The organism is Rhizobium sp. P44RR-XXIV (genome assembly GCF_001999485.2).
GTDB lineage: Bacteria > Pseudomonadota > Alphaproteobacteria > Rhizobiales > Rhizobiaceae > Rhizobium.
On sequence record NZ_MPVZ02000029.1, the window covers coordinates 553,162 to 569,804 of the forward strand.

At 61.1% G+C, this 16,643-nt stretch carries 15 protein-coding genes; 7 read left to right on the forward strand and 8 right to left on the reverse strand.

All coding sequences use genetic code 11. The features are described from left to right. The first annotated feature begins 6 nt into the window (after nucleotides 1-6). From BSK43_RS28655 to BSK43_RS28680, 6 genes are all read left to right on the forward strand, one after another. On the forward strand, nucleotides 7-1,206 hold the full coding sequence (locus BSK43_RS28655; RefSeq protein WP_077468123.1) for a M20 aminoacylase family protein: 1,200 nt from the start codon (nucleotides 7-9) through the stop codon (nucleotides 1,204-1,206). Between the two features lie 8 nt (nucleotides 1,207-1,214). Continuing rightward, on the forward strand, nucleotides 1,215-1,763 hold the full coding sequence (locus BSK43_RS28660; RefSeq protein ID WP_077468291.1) for a GNAT family N-acetyltransferase: 549 nt from the start codon (nucleotides 1,215-1,217) through the stop codon (nucleotides 1,761-1,763). Between the two features lie 40 nt (nucleotides 1,764-1,803). Next, on the forward strand, nucleotides 1,804-3,588 hold the full coding sequence (locus BSK43_RS36060) for an amino acid ABC transporter permease/ATP-binding protein (RefSeq protein WP_077468124.1): 1,785 nt from the start codon (nucleotides 1,804-1,806) through the stop codon (nucleotides 3,586-3,588). Between the two features lie 92 nt (nucleotides 3,589-3,680). Then, on the forward strand, nucleotides 3,681-4,625 hold the full coding sequence (locus tag BSK43_RS28670) for an ABC transporter substrate-binding protein (protein WP_077468125.1): 945 nt from the start codon (nucleotides 3,681-3,683) through the stop codon (nucleotides 4,623-4,625). A gap of 102 nt (nucleotides 4,626-4,727) precedes the next feature. Then, a complete protein-coding gene (locus BSK43_RS28675; RefSeq protein WP_077468292.1) occupies nucleotides 4,728-5,639 on the forward strand; it encodes an ABC transporter substrate-binding protein in 912 nt (303 codons plus the stop codon). 12 nt (nucleotides 5,640-5,651) lie between these two features. Beyond that, nucleotides 5,652-6,692, forward strand: a complete 1,041-nt coding sequence (locus tag BSK43_RS28680) for an LLM class flavin-dependent oxidoreductase (RefSeq protein WP_077468126.1) — start codon at nucleotides 5,652-5,654, stop codon at nucleotides 6,690-6,692. Nucleotides 6,693-6,772: 80 nt separating this feature from the next. Here the strand turns inward: BSK43_RS28680 and BSK43_RS28685 are convergent, their stop codons facing one another. Together BSK43_RS28685 and BSK43_RS28690 are read right to left on the reverse strand one after the other, a co-directional pair. Beyond that, nucleotides 6,773-7,555, reverse strand: a complete 783-nt coding sequence (locus tag BSK43_RS28685) for an ATP-binding cassette domain-containing protein (RefSeq protein ID WP_246662791.1) — start codon at nucleotides 7,553-7,555, stop codon at nucleotides 6,773-6,775. Between the two features lie 164 nt (nucleotides 7,556-7,719). Then, nucleotides 7,720-8,790, reverse strand: a complete 1,071-nt coding sequence (locus BSK43_RS28690; RefSeq protein ID WP_136687332.1) for an iron ABC transporter permease — start codon at nucleotides 8,788-8,790, stop codon at nucleotides 7,720-7,722. On the opposite strand from BSK43_RS28690, the gene BSK43_RS35260 reads away from it, so the two are divergent. Further along, nucleotides 8,789-8,968, forward strand: coding sequence for a hypothetical protein (locus tag BSK43_RS35260; protein ID WP_169055477.1), 180 nt, complete (start codon nucleotides 8,789-8,791; stop codon nucleotides 8,966-8,968). The genes BSK43_RS28690 and BSK43_RS35260 overlap by 2 nt on opposite strands. Before the next feature lie 734 nt (nucleotides 8,969-9,702). Here BSK43_RS35260 and BSK43_RS28700 read toward each other — a convergent pair. From BSK43_RS28700 to BSK43_RS28725, 6 genes are all read right to left on the reverse strand, one after another. Beyond that, nucleotides 9,703-10,632: an ABC transporter substrate-binding protein gene (locus tag BSK43_RS28700; RefSeq protein WP_169055478.1), complete on the reverse strand. Its 930-nt coding sequence runs from the start codon at nucleotides 10,630-10,632 to the stop codon at nucleotides 9,703-9,705. Further along, entirely contained in the window at nucleotides 10,629-13,082 is a 2,454-nt protein-coding gene (locus BSK43_RS28705; RefSeq protein ID WP_077468129.1) for a TonB-dependent siderophore receptor, read from the reverse strand. Before BSK43_RS28705 ends, BSK43_RS28700 begins: the two co-directional genes overlap by 4 nt. 133 nt (nucleotides 13,083-13,215) lie before the next feature. Beyond that, nucleotides 13,216-14,151 (reverse strand): FecR family protein, encoded by a 936-nt coding sequence (locus BSK43_RS28710; RefSeq protein ID WP_077468130.1) that lies wholly within the window; start codon nucleotides 14,149-14,151, stop codon nucleotides 13,216-13,218. 98 nt (nucleotides 14,152-14,249) lie between these two features. Next, a complete protein-coding gene (locus tag BSK43_RS28715; protein ID WP_077468294.1) occupies nucleotides 14,250-14,756 on the reverse strand; it encodes a sigma-70 family RNA polymerase sigma factor in 507 nt (168 codons plus the stop codon). 261 nt (nucleotides 14,757-15,017) lie between these two features. After that, nucleotides 15,018-15,437 carry a hypothetical protein gene (locus tag BSK43_RS28720; protein ID WP_077468131.1) on the reverse strand — a complete coding sequence of 140 codons (420 nt, stop codon included), beginning with the start codon at nucleotides 15,435-15,437 and terminating at the stop codon, nucleotides 15,018-15,020. Nucleotides 15,438-15,449: 12 nt separating this feature from the next. Next, nucleotides 15,450-16,628 carry an NAD(P)/FAD-dependent oxidoreductase gene (locus BSK43_RS28725; RefSeq protein WP_077468132.1) on the reverse strand — a complete coding sequence of 393 codons (1,179 nt, stop codon included), beginning with the start codon at nucleotides 16,626-16,628 and terminating at the stop codon, nucleotides 15,450-15,452. Between the last annotated feature and the right edge of the window lie 15 nt (nucleotides 16,629-16,643).

Consider the following 16,643-nt stretch of genomic DNA (forward strand, 5'->3'; position numbering starts at 1 on the left):
TCCGCCATGAACGCCATCGTCAATACTGCTTCCCTCAATGACCCCGTCGAGAAAGGGATCGCCGCCTATCTCGATGAGATCATCGCGCTGCGGCACGATCTGCATCAATATCCCGAGCTGGCATTTCAGGAACATCGCACCTCCAAGCGGGTGGCATCGCTCTTGACCAACTGGGGCTACGAGGTCGAGACAGGCATTGCCGGTACGGGCGTTGTCGCCACCCTGAAGCGGGGCGATGGGCAGCGCAGTATCGGCATCCGCGCCGATATGGATGCCCTGCCGATCGACGAAGCCACAGGGCTTGACTATGCCAGCAGCAATCCCGGCGTCATGCATGCCTGCGGCCATGACGGACACACGTCTATCCTGCTCGCCGCCGCCCGTTATCTCGCCGAGAGCGGTAATTTCAGCGGTACGCTCCGCCTGATCTTCCAGCCAGCCGAGGAGATTGGCGCGGGTGCCCGCAAGATGCTGTCCGAGGGGCTTTTTGATCGCTTTCCGGTCGATGCCGTCTTCGGCCTGCACAATTGGCCCGGTGTTGCCGAGGGGCAGTTCGGCTTCGTTGCCGGTCCTGCCATGGCCTCGGTCGACCAGGCGCTCATCAAGATCGTCGGCAAGGGCGGTCATGGTGCCGAGCCGCATCGGGCCGTCGACCCCGTGCTGGCGTCGGCTTCCTTCATCACGGCTCTGCAAAGCGTGGTCTCGCGCAATATCGATCCGCAGGACATGGCCGTGGCGACGGTGGGCTCGATCCATGCTGGCTCGGCATCGAACGTCATCCCGGAAAGCGTCGAGCTGAAGCTCACCATGCGCGCCTTCAGCGAAGGGGTGCGCATAAAGCTTCAGGAGCGCATTCCGGCACTCGCCCGTGCGCAGGCCGAAAGCTTCGGCGCGGTGGCTGAGGTCAACTATCGCCTGGGCTTTCCGGCTCTGGTCAACCACGCCGATGAAACCGCTTTTGCCCGCAGCGTTGCCGTACAGGCGCTTGGCCCGGCGGCCGTCGAGGCGGATTTCCGGCCGCGCACGGCAAGCGAGGATTTCGCCTACCTGCTGGAGGCCAAGCCCGGCAGCTATCTCTTCGTCGGCAATGGCGACAGTGCCCCGTTGCACAGTGCCCATTACAATTTCAACGACGCCATCATCGCGCCCGCTGCCCGCTACTGGGTGCGGCTCGCCGAAACCTTCCTTGCGGATGACAACAGGTGACGAACGACATGAGCGACACGTTTCTCTATACGACCACGCTCGACCCGCGCGCCAAGCCGCTGATCGATGAATTGATTTTCGAATATGACAGCCGCTACGGCACCTATTTCAACGCCGAAGGTGCTGCCGCCGAACTGAACCGCTATCCGCCGGAAGCCTTCGCGCCGCCGAACGGCAATTTCCTGCTTCTCCTAAGGGACGGCGAGACGATCGGCGGCGGCGCCTTCAAGCGCTATGACGAGCGGACCGCCGAGTTCAAGCGCATCTGGACAAGGCATGATCTGCGGCGCCAGGGGTTGGCGCGCAAGCTCCTGGTCGAGCTGGAATTGCAGGCCGCCAAACAAGGCTATCAACGCATCTACCTGACGACCGGTTTCCGCCAGCCAGAGGCCGTCGGCCTCTATCTGACGAACGGCTATACCGCTCTCTTCGACACGACGGTCGATCCTGAAATCTACAAGAGCCTGCCTTTCGAGAAGGACGTCAGCCATCTGGCGCCGTCCTATTCCGTCGAGACCTCCGGCTCACTGCAGCGACTGGCCGCGGCCGGACGCTGACGGCGGATCGAAGCAACAATAATCATAAGGGGCAAGCATCATGGCACTGACAACGGATTTCGCCGGTATCGATCCCGCCGCCGGAAGCAACGAGACGAAGACCGATTATGCGCGCTATCGCATCGTGCCGGCGCGCCATCCCTGGCGCACGGCGGGTACGATATTCGCCGCCTTCGTTCTTGCAGCCGTCCTCTATTCCACCTTCACCAATCCCCGATGGGGCTGGGGCGTCTTCGCCGAGTGGTTCTTTGCCGAGCCGGTGCTCGTGGGCCTCGGCAGGACACTTCTTCTGACGGCACTTGCTGCCTTCTCCGGCTCCATCCTCGGCACGGCGCTGGCTCTGGCGCGCGTCTCAAAATCGCCGCTGCTCTCCAGTCTTTCCTGGGGCTATATCTGGCTGCTGCGCTCGATCCCGATGATCGTGCTGCTGCTCGTGCTCAACAATCTCGGCTATCTCTATGAGACGATCACCGTCGGCGTGCCCTTCACCGACAAGGTGTTGTTCGACTATCCGACAACGCAGCTTCTGACGCCGTTTGCGGCCGCCTTTCTTGGGCTGACGCTGAACCAATCGGCCTTCTTCGCCGAGATCGTTCGCGGCGGCATCCTGTCGGTCGACCAGGGGCAGCTGGAAGCGGCTGCCGCGCTTGGCCTGTCGCGACGCCGCCAGGCATTTCGCATCGTTCTGCCGCAGGCCATGCGCTCCATTCTTCCCACGGGCTTCAACGAAATCATCGGCCTCGCCAAAAGCACATCCATGGTCTACGTGCTGGCCCTGCCAGAGCTTTTCTACACCGTGCAGGTGATCTATCGCCGCAATCTGGAAGTCATTCCGCTGCTGATGGTGGCGACGGTCTGGTATCTCGTCATCATGACGGTTCTGTCGATCGCCCAGCACTATATCGAGCGCTACTTTTCCCGCGGCGCTCTGCGCAATCCGACCCCATTGCCATTCCAGGCCTTCTTCCAGCGTTTCCGCCGCCCGCTGCCTGTCGTTGCCGCCGGTGCTGGGGTGGACAATGGAAGGCTTGCCGCTTTCCGGAGCGTGACGGGTCTTCGCGCCAAGGGCGGCGCGGTGCGTATTCATGGTATATCGAAGAGCTTTGGCACGCTGAAAGTGCTTGACGATATCGAGCTCAGCCTGCCGGCCGGAAGCGTGACCGCCATTATCGGCCCATCCGGCTCGGGAAAGTCGACGCTGCTGCGCTCCATCAACCATCTGGAACGTGTCGATAGTGGCTTCATCTCAGTGGACGGCGAGCTTGTCGGCTACACGCAAAAGGGCGAGGTGCTCTACGAGCTGAAGGAAAAGGACATCCTGAAGCGCCGGACCGATATCGGCATGGTCTTCCAGAGCTTCAATCTCTTCCCGCATTTGACCGTGTTGGAAAACCTCATCGAGGCGCCGATCCAGGTGCGCGGGTTGAGCCGGGAGGAGGCAGTAGCCTATGCGCAGGAATTGCTCGCCCGCGTCGGCCTCAGCGACAAGATCGATGCCTATCCCCGCCAGCTTTCCGGCGGCCAGCAGCAGCGCGTTGCCATCGCCCGGGCTTTGGCATTGCGGCCGAAGGTGTTGCTGTTCGACGAGCCGACCTCGGCGCTCGATCCGGAGCTCGTCGGCGAAGTGCTCGACGTCATCAAGGAGCTTGCCCGCACCGGGACGACATTGGTCATTGTCACCCACGAGATAGGCTTTGCCCGAGAGGTTGCCGATACCGTCGTCTTCATGGAAGGCGGCCACATTATCGAAGCGGGATCGCCGACGCAGATCATCAACGATGCGAGGCATCCGCGCACGCGCGAATTCCTCGCCAAGGTTCTCTAGCAGACACAAGCTGGTGAAGAATGCCGGGCCGTGACGGGCACTCGGAAGATAATGACAACAATAACAACCTTAGGATGAATTGGAGAAGGGAAATGACATTCTTTAATAGAGCGAAATACATGCTGGCAGGGGTCGTCACCGCTGTGGTAATGAGCGGCGCGGTCGCCAATGCGGCCGAGAAATTCAATCTGAGCCCGGACACGTCCAATCGCGTGAGGGCGGAGAAGGATGACGCGGCGATCAAGGCGATCGCACCCGGCTTCAAGTTCGTCAATCCCGGCAAATTCACGGTGGCTATCAACGCCTGGGATCCGCCGATCGCTACTTACGCCACGGATGCCAAGACCGTTGTCGGCGCCGATCCGGATATCGCGCAACTGCTCGCCGATTCCCTTGGTCTTCAGCTCGAGCTGGTGCCTGTTGCCTGGGAAGACTGGCCGCTCGGCGTCTCCTCCGGCAAATATGATGCGGTCATCTCCAACGTGACCGTCACCGAGGAGCGCAAGCTGAAATTCGATTTCTCCACCTATCGTCGTGATGTGCTCGGCTTCTACGTGAAGGCCGACAGCAAGATCACCGAGATCAAGGAGCCCAAGGATGTGGCAGGTTTAAAGGTGATCACCGGAGCCGGCACTAACCAGGAAAAGATCATTCTCGAGTGGGATCGCCAGAACGTAGCCGCTGGCCTCAAACCGATTGACATACAGTATTACGACGACCGCGCCGCCGCCGATCTGGCCCTGCAATCGGGTCGCGCCGATGTGGAGTTCAATCCGAATGCGACGCAGGCCTATAAAGCCGCCATCAACGGCACCAGGAAACTTGTCGGCACCGTTTCGGGCGGTTGGCCGATCACGGCTGAAATCGCTGTCACGACAAAGAAGGGCGCCGGCCTCGCCGATGCTCTCACGCTCGCCATCAATGATCGGATCAAGGACGGCAAGTATGCCGAAGTGCTGAAGCACTGGAGCCTGAGCGCCGAAGCGGTCGATCAATCCAAGACCAACCCTGCGGGCCTGCCGAAAAGCGGTTCGTAAAGTTGGTCGAGCGGACCGGCGCCGGTGGGGCCCGCGCCGGTCCGCTCCCATTTCTGACATGGAGAGACAGTGCTCGTGACGATCCTTCCCAACTTTAGAACCATGCTTGCCGCTGTGACCGCAGTCACCTTGATCGGGTTCAGTCCTGTAAAGGCGGCTGCCGATTTCGATCTCAGTCCGGAGCAGCCCGGTCGTGTCCACGCGGCAAAGAATGATACTGCGGTTGCTGCGATCCCCAAGGATTTCAAGTTCGTAACACCGGGCACATTCACCGTGGCGGTCGCGCCCGGCGGACCGCCGCTTGCGACCTACGCGACCGACGCCAGGACCGTGGTCGGCGCCGATCCGGACTATGCCTATGCCGTTGCCGATGCGCTCGGCCTGAAGCTGGAACTCGTTCCCGTCGCCTGGATCGACTGGCCGCTCGGGCTGACCTCGGGCAAGTACGATGCCGTCATCTCCAATGTCGGCGTAACAGAGCAGCGCAAGGAGAAGTTCGATTTCTCCACCTATCGCCAGGGTCTGCACGGCTTCTTCGTCAAGACCGACAGCAAGGTGGCGTCGATCAAGGAGCCCAAGGATGCAGCCGGCCTCAGGTTCATCGTCGGCGCGGGCACCAATCAGGAGCGGATCCTGCTGAAATGGAGCGACGAGGATGTGGCCGCCGGCCTGAAGCCGCTCGAACTGCAATATTATGACGATGATGCGGCGAGCCTTCTCGCCCTCCAGTCCGGCCGCGCCGACGTCATCGTGCAGCCGCATGCACAGCTGGTCTACATCGCCGCCCGAGACAAGAACATCAGACGCGTCGGCACCTTGAGTGCCGGCTGGCCGGATCGGTCCGATGTCGCGATTACCACGCGCAAGGGGAGTGGCCTTGCGAATGCGCTTACTGTTGCCACCAACGGGCTGATCAAGGACGGCACCTATGCCCGCATCCTGGATCATTGGCATCTTGCCGAAGAAGCTCTGCCAGCGTCGGAAACCAACCCGCCCGGCTTGCCGAAATATTGAGGAGACAACGATATGAGCCATCCAGCCCCATCGATTAGCCATATCGGCTTTCTGACACCAGGCAACTATCCGGATGAAGATCCACTGGCTGGCCTCGAGCAGACCCTGCAGCTTCTGGAACATGGTGAATACAAGGGTTTCGACAGTGCCTGGGTGCGCCAGCGGCATCTCGAGCCCGGCATCTCCTCAGCAAGTGCCTTCCTTGCGGCGGCGACGCAGCGGACGCGCCATATCGAGCTTGGAACCGCCGTCATTCCGATCGGCTACGAGAGCCCGTATCGTCTGGCCGAAGACCTTGCCACGGTGGATGTCCTGTCGCGCGGGCGGTTGAATATCGGGCTAAGCGCGGGTCGCCCCTTGCATGCCGACCTCATCGGCCCGCTCGCCTTTGATGGCGATTGGGAAAGCCACGACTTCTCGCACCAGAGGGTACTGCGCTTTGCCGACAATCTGCGAGGTACCTACATCGGTGATAACCAAACGGTCATCAAGACGCCCTTCGGTCCGCAGCGGCCGCGTCTGCAGCCCTATGCGAAGGGGCTGATCGATCGCATCTGGTATGGCGGCGGTTCATTGCGTTCGGCGGCCTGGGCCGGCAAGAACGGCTTCAATCTTCTGATTGGCAACGTGACGACGGGCGAAGAGACGAATGATTTCTTCCTGGCGCAATCGCGGCAGCTCGAAACCTATCGTGCCTCCGGCGGCGAGACGCGGCGAGTGGCGCTCGGCCGGGTCATCGTTCCGTTCGACAGTGCCGATGCCGTGACGCGCAAGCGCTATACCGACTATGCCGCCGGCCGCTACGAACGGACGCTTTCGCCGCAAGGGGAACGTCGCACGCTGTTTGCGCAGGATATTGTCGGAACATCCGAGCAGATCCTCGAGCGGCTCTATGCCGATCCGATCCTGCCCTATGTCAGCGAATTCCGACTGGAGTTGCCTTACGAATTCCATGATGAGGAATACCGGCAGATCCTTCATGATTTCGTGACATCAATCGCACCGGAGTTGGGGTGGAAGGCCGCGCCCATCTTGCACCGGGCAGCATCCTGACAATCAAAAGTCGGGTAATATGATCAAGCGGATCGTCGAGAATATTCGTCGATCCGTTTTCCATGTGGCCCGCCACTCGATCAGGTCGGGATGGCGACAGGGTGGCCCGAGGCAGGGTGCTGGATGATGTGCATGTCGACGCCATAGATGGCACGCAGCGCCTCGGTGGTGAGGATGTCGTCCGGCGGGCCGTTGGCGATGATCCTGCCCGAATGCAGGGCAATGATGTGGTCGCAGAAGCGCGCGGCCATGTTCACATCGTGCAGCACGACGACGACGCCGAGGCCTCTGGCGTGGCTCAGGCTTTGCACAAGCGACAGTACCTCGATCTGATGGGCAACATCGAGCGCCGAGATCGGCTCGTCGAGCAGCAGGCATTCGGCATCCTGGGCAACCAGCATGGCAAGCCAGACGCGTTGGCGCTCGCCGCCCGAGAGCGTGTCGACGAGCCGGTCGGCCATGCCCGCGACGTCGGTCAGCTTCATGGCTTCCTCGACCTTGTCGCGGTCGGTCTGGCCGAAGCGGCCAAGCGCGCCGTGCCAGGGATAACGCCCAAGCGCCACCAGCTCACGCACCAACATGCCGGCGGCGGCCGGCGTGGCCTGGGGCAGATAGGCGACCTTGCGGGCGAAGGGGCGATCGCCCCATTCCGTCAGCGGCTTGCCCTCGAAACGGATGATGCCGCCGGCCGGTGGCTGCTGGCGGGCGAGCATTTTCAGCAGCGTCGACTTGCCGGAGCCATTATGGCCGATGAGGCCGACGATCTGACGGGGTGCGAGCGTCAGCGAAAGCGGCTGTAGCAACGTGCGACCGGCGACGGCAAAGGAGACCTCGTCGAGCCTGAAAAGATCTTCGCCACCCATTGCCGAAGCGTCGACAGGAGGCACAACGCGGGCTTCGGAGCCACTGGTCATCATCATTCATAGTCCTTCGTCTCTTCGTACCGTCCGACCCGCTGGTGGATACTCGAAGGTACGCTCACGTCCTACCAAGATATGCGTCCGTATTGCTATAGGTATTCTTGAGCCTAATGCACTTGTTTTCGCATCAGCCAGAGAAAATAGGGACCGCCAATCAGCGTTGCGACGATGCCGACCGGCAGCTTGTTCGGAAAAAGCGCGACGCGCCCGATGAAATCAGCGCATGTCGTGATGGCGGCTCCGGTCAAAGCGGCGGCGATCATATGCGGAAGCGCGCGTTGGAAGCCGAGCGTTCGCGCAATATGCGGCGCCATCAGGCCGACGAAGCTCAAGGGGCCGATGAGCAAGGTTGCTGCCGCGGCAGAGACGGCCGAGAGCAGCAGAAGTGCCGCCCGGCTTGTTGATGTGCTGAGGCCAAGCGCCTTCGAGGACGCAGCGCCCAGCGGCAGCAGATCGAGCCAGCGGGTAAAGAATGGCGCGATCAGCAATATGATGGCAGCAACGGTGACTGCGATCGTCGCCTGCATCGGGGTCGTGCTGTAGGTCGAACCCGCCATCCACTGCATGACCCCGAAAACCTTTGGCAGTCCGGTGCCAAGCAGCACAGCGATCAGCGCGGCGAAAGCGGTGTTGATCGCGATGCCGAAAAGCAGCACATGGTCGGGATTGTAACGGCTGCGATACCCCATGAGCAGAACGGCGATCAGGCTGACGATTGCGCCGGCAGTCGCAGCGGCGAGCTGTGTGAGTGGCGTAAAGCTTGGCGCAAGCAGGACCAGCAGCAGGATGCCGAGGGCGGCGCCCGTGCTGACGCCGATGACTTCGGGGCTTGCCATCGGATTGCTCGTCATGCGCTGGATGATCGTTCCCGAGAGCGCGAAGAGAATGCCGGCGGAAGCAGCGGCCGCCAAGCGCGGCAGACGCCAGATCAATAGCGATTGCATCTGTGATGGCGATGCGAAGCTCCAGCCACCCAGCGACGGGCCGAGAGACAGCGAAACCCAGATCACCACAAACAGCACGGCTGCAGTGATTGCGAGGTAGAGAAGGGGGCGATTGTTGCGATTCTCGGCGATTGGCGCGGTGGGTGTTTCCACGACAGGCAGGCGCCGCAGGAAGATGGCGATAAGGGGCGCGCCGAGAAGGCCAGTCGCGGCACCGGCTGGAATTTCGCGCATGAAACGCGCGGCTCGCCTGCATCGCCTCGTCGGCGGCAAGCAGCAGGATCGCGCCGATCGCGACGCTGGCGACCATGCGGTGCGGCAATCTGCGAGCGCCCGCCGCGCGAGCGATAAACGGCGCGGCAAACCCGACGAAACCGATGACGCCGACGGCGCTGACGGTGAAGGCGACTAGCACGACGGCGAGGACGATTGCCAGCAGGCGCACGTAAAAGAGCGGCAGGCCAAGTGATCTCGCGCCTTCGTCGTTGAGCGACAGCAATTCGAGCGGCCGCGTCAGAAGCGCAGCAGCGACGCAACTGAACAGCGCGCAGGGAAGCAGGCGTGAAATCGCCGACCAATCATTCTGCGTGAGCGAGCCACTCGCCCAGACAAAGAGACCCGTCATTCCCAGACTGTAGGATAGGCTGACGGTGGCCGACACCGCCCCGCACAGGAGGGTGACGACAAGACCGGCGAGAATCAGCGCAACCGGCGAAAGACGATGGGGCCATGCGATCAGGAAAACGAGCGCAAAAGCCACCAGCCCGCCGGCGAGAGCAATCAGCTCGCGCACCGACAATGCCAAGGCGGGAAACCAAAGGGTTGCAAGCGCCAGCGCAAGATAGGCACCGGCCGAAACGCCGAGCGTCGATGGATCGGCAAGCGGCGTGCGCAGTACCTGCTGGAATATGGTGCCCGACAGTCCCAACGCACCCCCGGCGACCAGCGCGATCAGAAAGCGCGGCAGGACGCTGTCGTGAACGAGCACCTGCACATAGGAATTGAGATCGGGATTGGCAGCCACCTGCCACCAATCATGCACAGGCAACAGCTCCGAGAGCCGCATTGCAGCGGAAACGAGAGCGGCCAAAAACAGGCAGAGGATGATCGCGGCCGGACCTGGGCGAAACTTGTCTTGTGCAAGCATCATGGCGTTTCCTTGCCATTGTCGCTCAACGCGGTGGTAAGCAGCCGCGCGAAACGGGACGCGGATGGCAAGCCACCGGAGCCCAGCACGGTGGGCATGGCACGCAATCGCCCCTCGCGGACAAATGGGAAGGTTCGCCATAGGCGATTTTCCGTCAGTCGGCTCGCCATTCCCGGCGCGAGCGGACTATCGATCAGCACCATCGTGGCGTCGTTATAGGCTCCGAGCTTCTCAAGCCCGACGATCATGAATTCACCCGATATATTCGGCTCAGCGAGCGGCAGGCCGATATGCCGCAGCACGCCACCATAGAGACTATTGAGGCCGAACAGGCTGACATGCCGGTTATCAAGCGGACTTGCCAGCAGCACGGGCCTTCCGGCATAGCCCGAGAGGCGCTGGCGAGCCATGTTCAGTTCGACGCGCGTGGATTCAACGAGGCGTTCGCCTGCATCGCGGATGCCGATCCTGTCGGCAAGGCCGAGTGTCCCGCGCTCGGCGATTTCAAGAACGTCCGGTGCGGGCTGGAACAACAGGTCGCCATAGACGGGTGCGATGCGCTGAAGCATCGGCGCTGCCTGCTGCAAGGTTGGCGTGGTGACGATCAGGCTGGGAGCGAGCGCCAGCAGCACCTCGAAATTCGGCGTAAACAACAGCCCGACATCGACGACGGAAGCCGGCAGGACGGGGTCGACGACGTAGCGGTCACACCAGCGTGGTGCGGGCACGCCGACCGGCACGACGCCAAGAGCCATAAGCGTCGCGGCAATGCCCCAGTCCAATGCGGCGACGCGCGGAGCGTCTGCCGCTGGAGCGTCGGGCAGCCCGGCTGCCCGCAGGGATATGCCGCCGGCCCATGTGGCTACGAGACCTGCCAGCACCGCGCGTCGCCCGATGCCGGCCATGGCGCCCTTTGCTTCTCTCGTCACCATTTGTACCCGAGCGTGGCGAAGACGGTGCGGCGCATGCCGTACACGCAACCAGCCGCGGTGCAATCGCTGATGAAGTGCTTGTCGAACAGGTTCGATACGTTCAAGGCAAATGTCGCTCCACGCATCTCGTTTGATAGCTTTCCGAGATCGTAGTTCACCGCCGCATCGAACACCACATGGTCGGGCATCTTCACTGTGTTGGCGTTGGTGGCGTAGCGGCTGCCGATATAGCGGACGCCGAAGCCCAGGCCGAGCCCGTCGGCTGTTCCATCCTGGAACTTGTAGTCGGCCCATAGCGATGCGGTGTTGGCAGGCAAGTTGGCGATGCGGTTGCCCGCCGTGCCGTCGCTCGCCTTCAGGATTTCGTTGCTGAGATAGGCGTAGGATGCGGTCAGGTTAAGCTCGTCATTGATGCTGGCAACACCGGAGATCTGACCGCCCCGGCTTCTGACCTCTCCGACCTGCGTCTGGACGACGGGTGTCGTCAGGGTGTTGGTCAGGTAGTTCTGCTGCGTCAGGTCGTAAAGCGACGCGGTGATGAAGCTGTCATAGCCGGTGGGCTGGTATTTGATGCCGACTTCGTACTGATCGCCTGTGGTCGGCTTGAAGGGGTCGCCTGAGGCGCTGACGCCGATCGTGGGATTGAAGGACGTCGCGTAGCTTGCATAGGGCGCGAAACCATTGTCGAAGAGATAGGTCAGGCCGGCGCGCCATGTGAAGGCATGGTCGTTCTGATCGGTCGTGACGTTCTTCAGGTAATTGTCGCTGTCCGTCGAGGCCCAATCGTGGCGAGCGGACAATAGCAGGGCCCAATTATCAAGCTTGAGCTGGTCCTGCGCATAGAGGCCGAACTGCTGCTGTCTCTGGCTGGCATTCTGGAAAATGGCGGGCAGCTTCACGGCCTGCGTATAGTCGGGATTGTCGAGATCGAGTGACGGGCCTGCGCCATAATGGGTGAGATTGTTCCAGTTCTTATACTGGTAGTCCAATCCCAGAATGGCCTTGTGCGCGGCGGGCCCGGTATCGAAGTCCGCTTCGGCCTGGTTATCGATCGCAAGCGTGTTGAGCTGTTCCTGCGCCGTATAGGCCGATCGGCTCAATGTATGGCCATCGGCGGCCAGGGCGGAGGCCTGCAATTCGGCATAGTCGACGCTCATGTGCTGGAAGCGCACGTTCTGCCGTATGGTCCAGATATCGTTGAAGCGGTGCTCGAATTCGTATCCGATGCTTTGCTGCTGGCGCCGCATGCGATCGAAATCCTTGTCGCCCGTGAAGAGGTCAGTCGGGAAATAGGTGCCGCGGCTCGTGGGGAGTATGGTTCCGGTCGCCGGCAGACGGCTCCAGAATCCGCCCCTCGGGTCGTTGAGGTAGTCGCCGAGGATCGTCAGCTTGGTATCTTCGTCCGGCTTGATCGTCACGGATGGGGCAATCTCGACGCGCTCTTCGCGCTGGTTCTCGACCTGGGTGCCGGTCGTGCGGCCCAATCCGGTCAGGCGATAGAGCAATGTGCCATCGTCATTCACTGGTCCGCTGAAATCGAAGGCCGCCTGGGCGCGGTTGTGGCTGCCGGTCTGAAACTGGATCTCGTGCAGCGGTTCATCCGTCGGCTTCTTGCCGACCATGTTGAGAAGACCGCCGGGCGATCCCTGGCCGTAGAGAACCGAGGCGGGACCCTGCAGGACTTCGATGCTGTCGAGGAAGAAGGGATCGACCTTCGGCACGGCCCAGGTTCCCTGCTGGAGCTTCAGGCCATTATAATATTGGTCGATCTGGAACCCGCGAACCAGAAAATTGTCCAGCCGGTTGTCAGGGCTGTCAGGCGTAGTCACGCCGGCCGAATAGGCAATGGCTTGACGAACGGTCTGCGGCTTTTGAACCTCAAGCTGAGCTTTGGTGACCACCTGCACGGATTGCGGCGTTTCCAGCAGCGGGATGCCGGACTTCGACGCGACGTTGCCGTCGGTCGAGACGAAACCATTCTGCTTGGCCGCCTGCACCACGATGGGAGCGAGCGTCGTTGCTCCATTGGCCGCCGCCGCTCCTGCAGCTGCAGCGGCCGGGTTGGAAATCGTCACCGTCGTTGCGTTGGTGAAATGATAGGTCAGGCCTGATCCGGCCAGGATCTTGTCCAAGGCTTCGGTGCGGGTCAGCGATCCGCTGGCACCTCTCGAGCTTATGCCGCGCGCCACATCGGCGCTGAAGAAAAGCTGGATGCCGGTCACTTTCGAGAATTGGACGAGAGCTTGGGACAGAGGCAGCGGCGGGATGTTGTAGGCGACGCGGCCGGTCTTCTCGGCCGCTTGCGCGAAGACAGGCGCAGGGGCGGCAATGATGGTGCCGAGCGCGGTCGTGACCAGCAGCGCGAATGCAAGGGAATGGTTGCAGCGCAGTTTGCTGCTTCGGCATTTTTGCCGGGATATTTGATTGTCATGTCCGCGGTACTGCATCGCCCACCTGCATTCTGTGCCCGCCAATGCGGGATTGCTGCTCAACGGCCTCGGTTTGATGGCCTCGAAAGGTTAGACACCCGGCTGGGCAGAACTAATGAATGAGTTGAGAAAAAAATTCATGTTTTAGAATTTAGCCGGCGCGGTAGACAAGCGTGACATAGTTGGCGGCACTCAGGAGGCGGATACCGAGCGTATCGGCAATGGTCTGCAGAGCGCTTTCGGTGCGCGCGGTCTCGAAAATCGCCGTAACCGGTATGTCGCCGATGCTGCTATCCATGAGAATGATGCGGCCGCGCCGGTAGCGCTCCAGCTCCGCCAATACGCGCCGCAAGGGCACGTCCTGGAAGATGATCCGGTCGCTGCGCCATGCCTCCACAGTGTCGAGACTTGCCTCTATCGGCTGACCGAGACCGTCGCGGCCATAGCTGACCTGCCATCCCTCTTCCAGTCGCAGGTTGGAGAATCCGCCTCCTTGGACTTGCACAGCATGTTCGCTGACGGCGACGGTGACGAGATCGTCTACGAATTTCACATCGAACTTCGTTCCGAGTGCGCGGGTGTTTCCACCCCCGGCATCCACTAGAAAAGGGCGAGCCGGATCGCGCGACACATCGAAGAAGCCTTCGCCGCGATAAAGCTCGACGCGCCGCTCCTTCTCGCTGAAATGCGTCGAGAGTGCCGAATAGCTCCCTAGCTCGACAGTGCTGCCATCGGGCAGGCCGATCGTCCTGCGCTCGCCTATGTCGGTTTTGTATTCCGCAAAAAGGCCCGGCTGATTGATGGCATAGAGGCCACCAAGCCCGCCGATGATTGCGACGGAACCCAGGACGAAATTGCGTCGCGACAGGAGAGGACGACCGCGGCGCATTCGGTCGAATTCCGGCTGCATGATGTCGAAGCGTGCCCAGAGGGTCTGAGCGTGCTCCCAGGCGGCTACATGGGCGTCATTCGCGGTGAGCCAGGCCTCGAAGGCCTGTCGGTCGGCCGCCGTAACCTTGTCGTCGCGCATCCGCACGAACCATTCCAATGCTTCCATGACGATCGGATCGGTGGCGTCTTCGTTCATATCGCTTCACAGTCCGGGCGCTCGGCCCGCTCCGGTGTGTCAAGGCCTCTATTCCCAATGACACTTCAGGCGAGCAATCTAATGAATCGGAAACCGGATTAATTGCGGCCGATCTTCCGGTCGAGATCGGCAAGAGCGATAACAATGTGGGAAATCACGGTGTTACGGGAAATGCCCTGACGGGCGGCGATTTCATCGTAGCTCATGCCCTCGAATTTGTTGAGGACGAAGGCCTCGCGACGTTTCGGCGGCAGCGATGCGACCGCCTGCAGAACGCGCCGCAACTCGCAACGATAAATCGCCGTCATTTCCGGTGAGGGACGGGCATCCGGTATGGCGTGGAGCTCTGTGTCCGGAATGCCGATTTCGCCGTGCCGCTTGAGATCACGGAGGTGATTTAGCGCGAGGTTGCGCGCCGTCGTCGTCAGATAGGCCGGGCAATTGTCGAGATTGCCGGCATCCGCGGCTGCGAGCAGCTTGATGAAGGCCTGATGGACGAGATCTTCCGTCGTCGCCCTGTTGCCGACAAGGCGCCGGACGAGCTGGCGCAGGCGCCCTTGTTCGGAAACGTATAAACCAGCGATATCAAAGGTCTTGGCATTCATCGACTTCATCCAGACTTCAAGCCTCGAAAGGCCCGAATGTCGGCTGTAGGTGATCGATAAATGCCTCGCAATCTCAATCTATTAGATCGCTTCTAAAATGGGGGTGCGCGCTCCATGGTTATGAGCGCGCCGCCCCGATAAGTGCTTGCTTTTGCTCGACTCGCTTGCCGCGTGGCCGGGATTTATCTTGATTATAAATCTCATGTTTTTAAACATCTGTTGCCATTGGGCAACGTATTGTTACAGGAGCCGGGGCAGATATCAGCTATTAGCTCCGTCCTCTTTTGCCTTGAGAATTTTCTCGGCGAGCTCGAGCGCCTCGCTCGGCGAGGCGACAATTTCCATGCGGGTGCCGAACGCTTTCGTTGCCAGGCTCATCTGAACCTGTATGGCAGCGCGCTTGATGGCGCTGGCCTCGACGCCGATAACTGCCTTGCAGTTTGCGGCGAGAGCCGCCTTGTTTCTTTTCAGCCAGATGCCCCTTGCCTTGCGATCCTCATGATCTTCGGCCGGCTGGTCACCTTCCATGATCACGACGAAGGGCATGGAGATGGCGAGGAAGGAATCCATCTCCCGCTCCCATTGTGCCGCATAGCCAGGCCGTACCGATTGAGCGCTCTGGCGGACGATCGGCCACAGGGAGACATCGTGAAAGGTGAAGGTGGTTGTGTCGATTGTCATGATATTTTTTCCTCAAGCAATATCTTTGAACAGCATTGCTGCGCCGCGTTCGGACGTATCGATGGCGCGGCCCGCTCGTTCGCGCATATCGGCTTCGTAGTCGAGCAGCGCGATATTGGCCGGCCTTGCGGCCGCGCGGGCATCGGCGAGAATCTTGGCAAGCACACGCGCATCTTCGAGCGCCGTGTTCGCGCCAAGGCCGCCGGCCGGGCTCATCGCATGGATCGCATCCCCCAGAAGCGTGACAGAGCCGAGCGGCCATAAAGCATCGGGGCGCCCGCTTCGAACGGGCAGGGCAGCCACCGCCTCTGGCTTGCTGCGGGTGATGATCTGTTTGAGATCGGGATGCCAGCCGCGCAGCGCAGTCCGAAGCAGGATCGGCAGGTCTTGCGCGTGATCATAATTCTTCGGACCCAGTCGCTGAACCGGGCCAATCAAAGCCCAATAGAGGTAGTCGGCTATCGGCGTCAGTTTGCAGCCGGGCACGTGCCCTGCGGCAAGCTTCGAAAAATCGCCGGCAAAACGCATGGCATCGAAAATCGCGGTGCAGCCATCGGCAAAGATCACGGTGGTGCCATCGCTGAACACGTCGGAATCCATCGCCAGTGGCAACTCGATCTTGCCGTAGACGCAGATCGACCCTGTATCGATCGGTTCGGCATAGGGGATCAACTGTCGACGCACCGCCGAATTCACGCCATCCGCGCCGACCAGCAGGTTGCAGAATATTGGAGAGAGGCCTTCGAACAGAGCCTCTACAGATCCATCGCCCATGCAGCGATATCTAGTGAATCCATGCCCGAAATGAACATGCTCTTCGATTCCGGACAGCAGGATTTCGCGAAGGGTCTGCCTGTTGACGCTCAGATCGCCTGCGTCCTCGTCCTCATCCGTGGCCCAGCTTGCGGGCGTTCGGCCGGAGATGGGCAGAAGTTGCGGCGTCAGGAAGCGACCGGCCGAGATGCTGATGGAGGCAGTGGCACGAAAGAGGTCAAAGAGTTCGGGTGTCAGGCACGCTTGCAGAGCCTTTTGCCCGTCGGCGTCTATCCGGATGCGATAGCCCTGAATGCGGCTATCGGGCGCCGGGTCGCGTTCATAGACATCAAAACTGATGCCGAAGCGCTTCAAACCCTGTGCGAGGCACAGGCCCCCAAGGCCCGCGCCGATGATGACGACATGAAAATCCTGCATGAATTCTTCGGTTCC

Coding starts and splice junctions, on each gene's coding strand:
- BSK43_RS28655 (WP_077468123.1), top strand. CDS start 7: ATGAACGCCATCGTCAATACTGCTTCCCTCAATGACCCCGTCGAGAAA.
- BSK43_RS28660 (WP_077468291.1), top strand. CDS start 1,215: ATGAGCGACACGTTTCTCTATACGACCACGCTCGACCCGCGCGCCAAG.
- BSK43_RS36060 (WP_077468124.1), top strand. CDS start 1,804: ATGGCACTGACAACGGATTTCGCCGGTATCGATCCCGCCGCCGGAAGC.
- BSK43_RS28670 (WP_077468125.1), top strand. CDS start 3,681: ATGACATTCTTTAATAGAGCGAAATACATGCTGGCAGGGGTCGTCACC.
- BSK43_RS28675 (WP_077468292.1), top strand. CDS start 4,728: ATGCTTGCCGCTGTGACCGCAGTCACCTTGATCGGGTTCAGTCCTGTA.
- BSK43_RS28680 (WP_077468126.1), top strand. CDS start 5,652: ATGAGCCATCCAGCCCCATCGATTAGCCATATCGGCTTTCTGACACCA.
- BSK43_RS28685 (WP_246662791.1), bottom strand. CDS start 7,555: ATGGGTGGCGAAGATCTTTTCAGGCTCGACGAGGTCTCCTTTGCCGTC.
- BSK43_RS35260 (WP_169055477.1), top strand. CDS start 8,789: ATGAAACGCGCGGCTCGCCTGCATCGCCTCGTCGGCGGCAAGCAGCAG.
- BSK43_RS28690 (WP_136687332.1), bottom strand. CDS start 8,790: ATGCGCGAAATTCCAGCCGGTGCCGCGACTGGCCTTCTCGGCGCGCCC.
- BSK43_RS28705 (WP_077468129.1), bottom strand. CDS start 13,082: ATGCAGTACCGCGGACATGACAATCAAATATCCCGGCAAAAATGCCGA.
- BSK43_RS28710 (WP_077468130.1), bottom strand. CDS start 14,151: ATGAACGAAGACGCCACCGATCCGATCGTCATGGAAGCATTGGAATGG.
- BSK43_RS28715 (WP_077468294.1), bottom strand. CDS start 14,756: ATGAATGCCAAGACCTTTGATATCGCTGGTTTATACGTTTCCGAACAA.
- BSK43_RS28720 (WP_077468131.1), bottom strand. CDS start 15,437: ATGACAATCGACACAACCACCTTCACCTTTCACGATGTCTCCCTGTGG.
- BSK43_RS28725 (WP_077468132.1), bottom strand. CDS start 16,628: ATGCAGGATTTTCATGTCGTCATCATCGGCGCGGGCCTTGGGGGCCTG.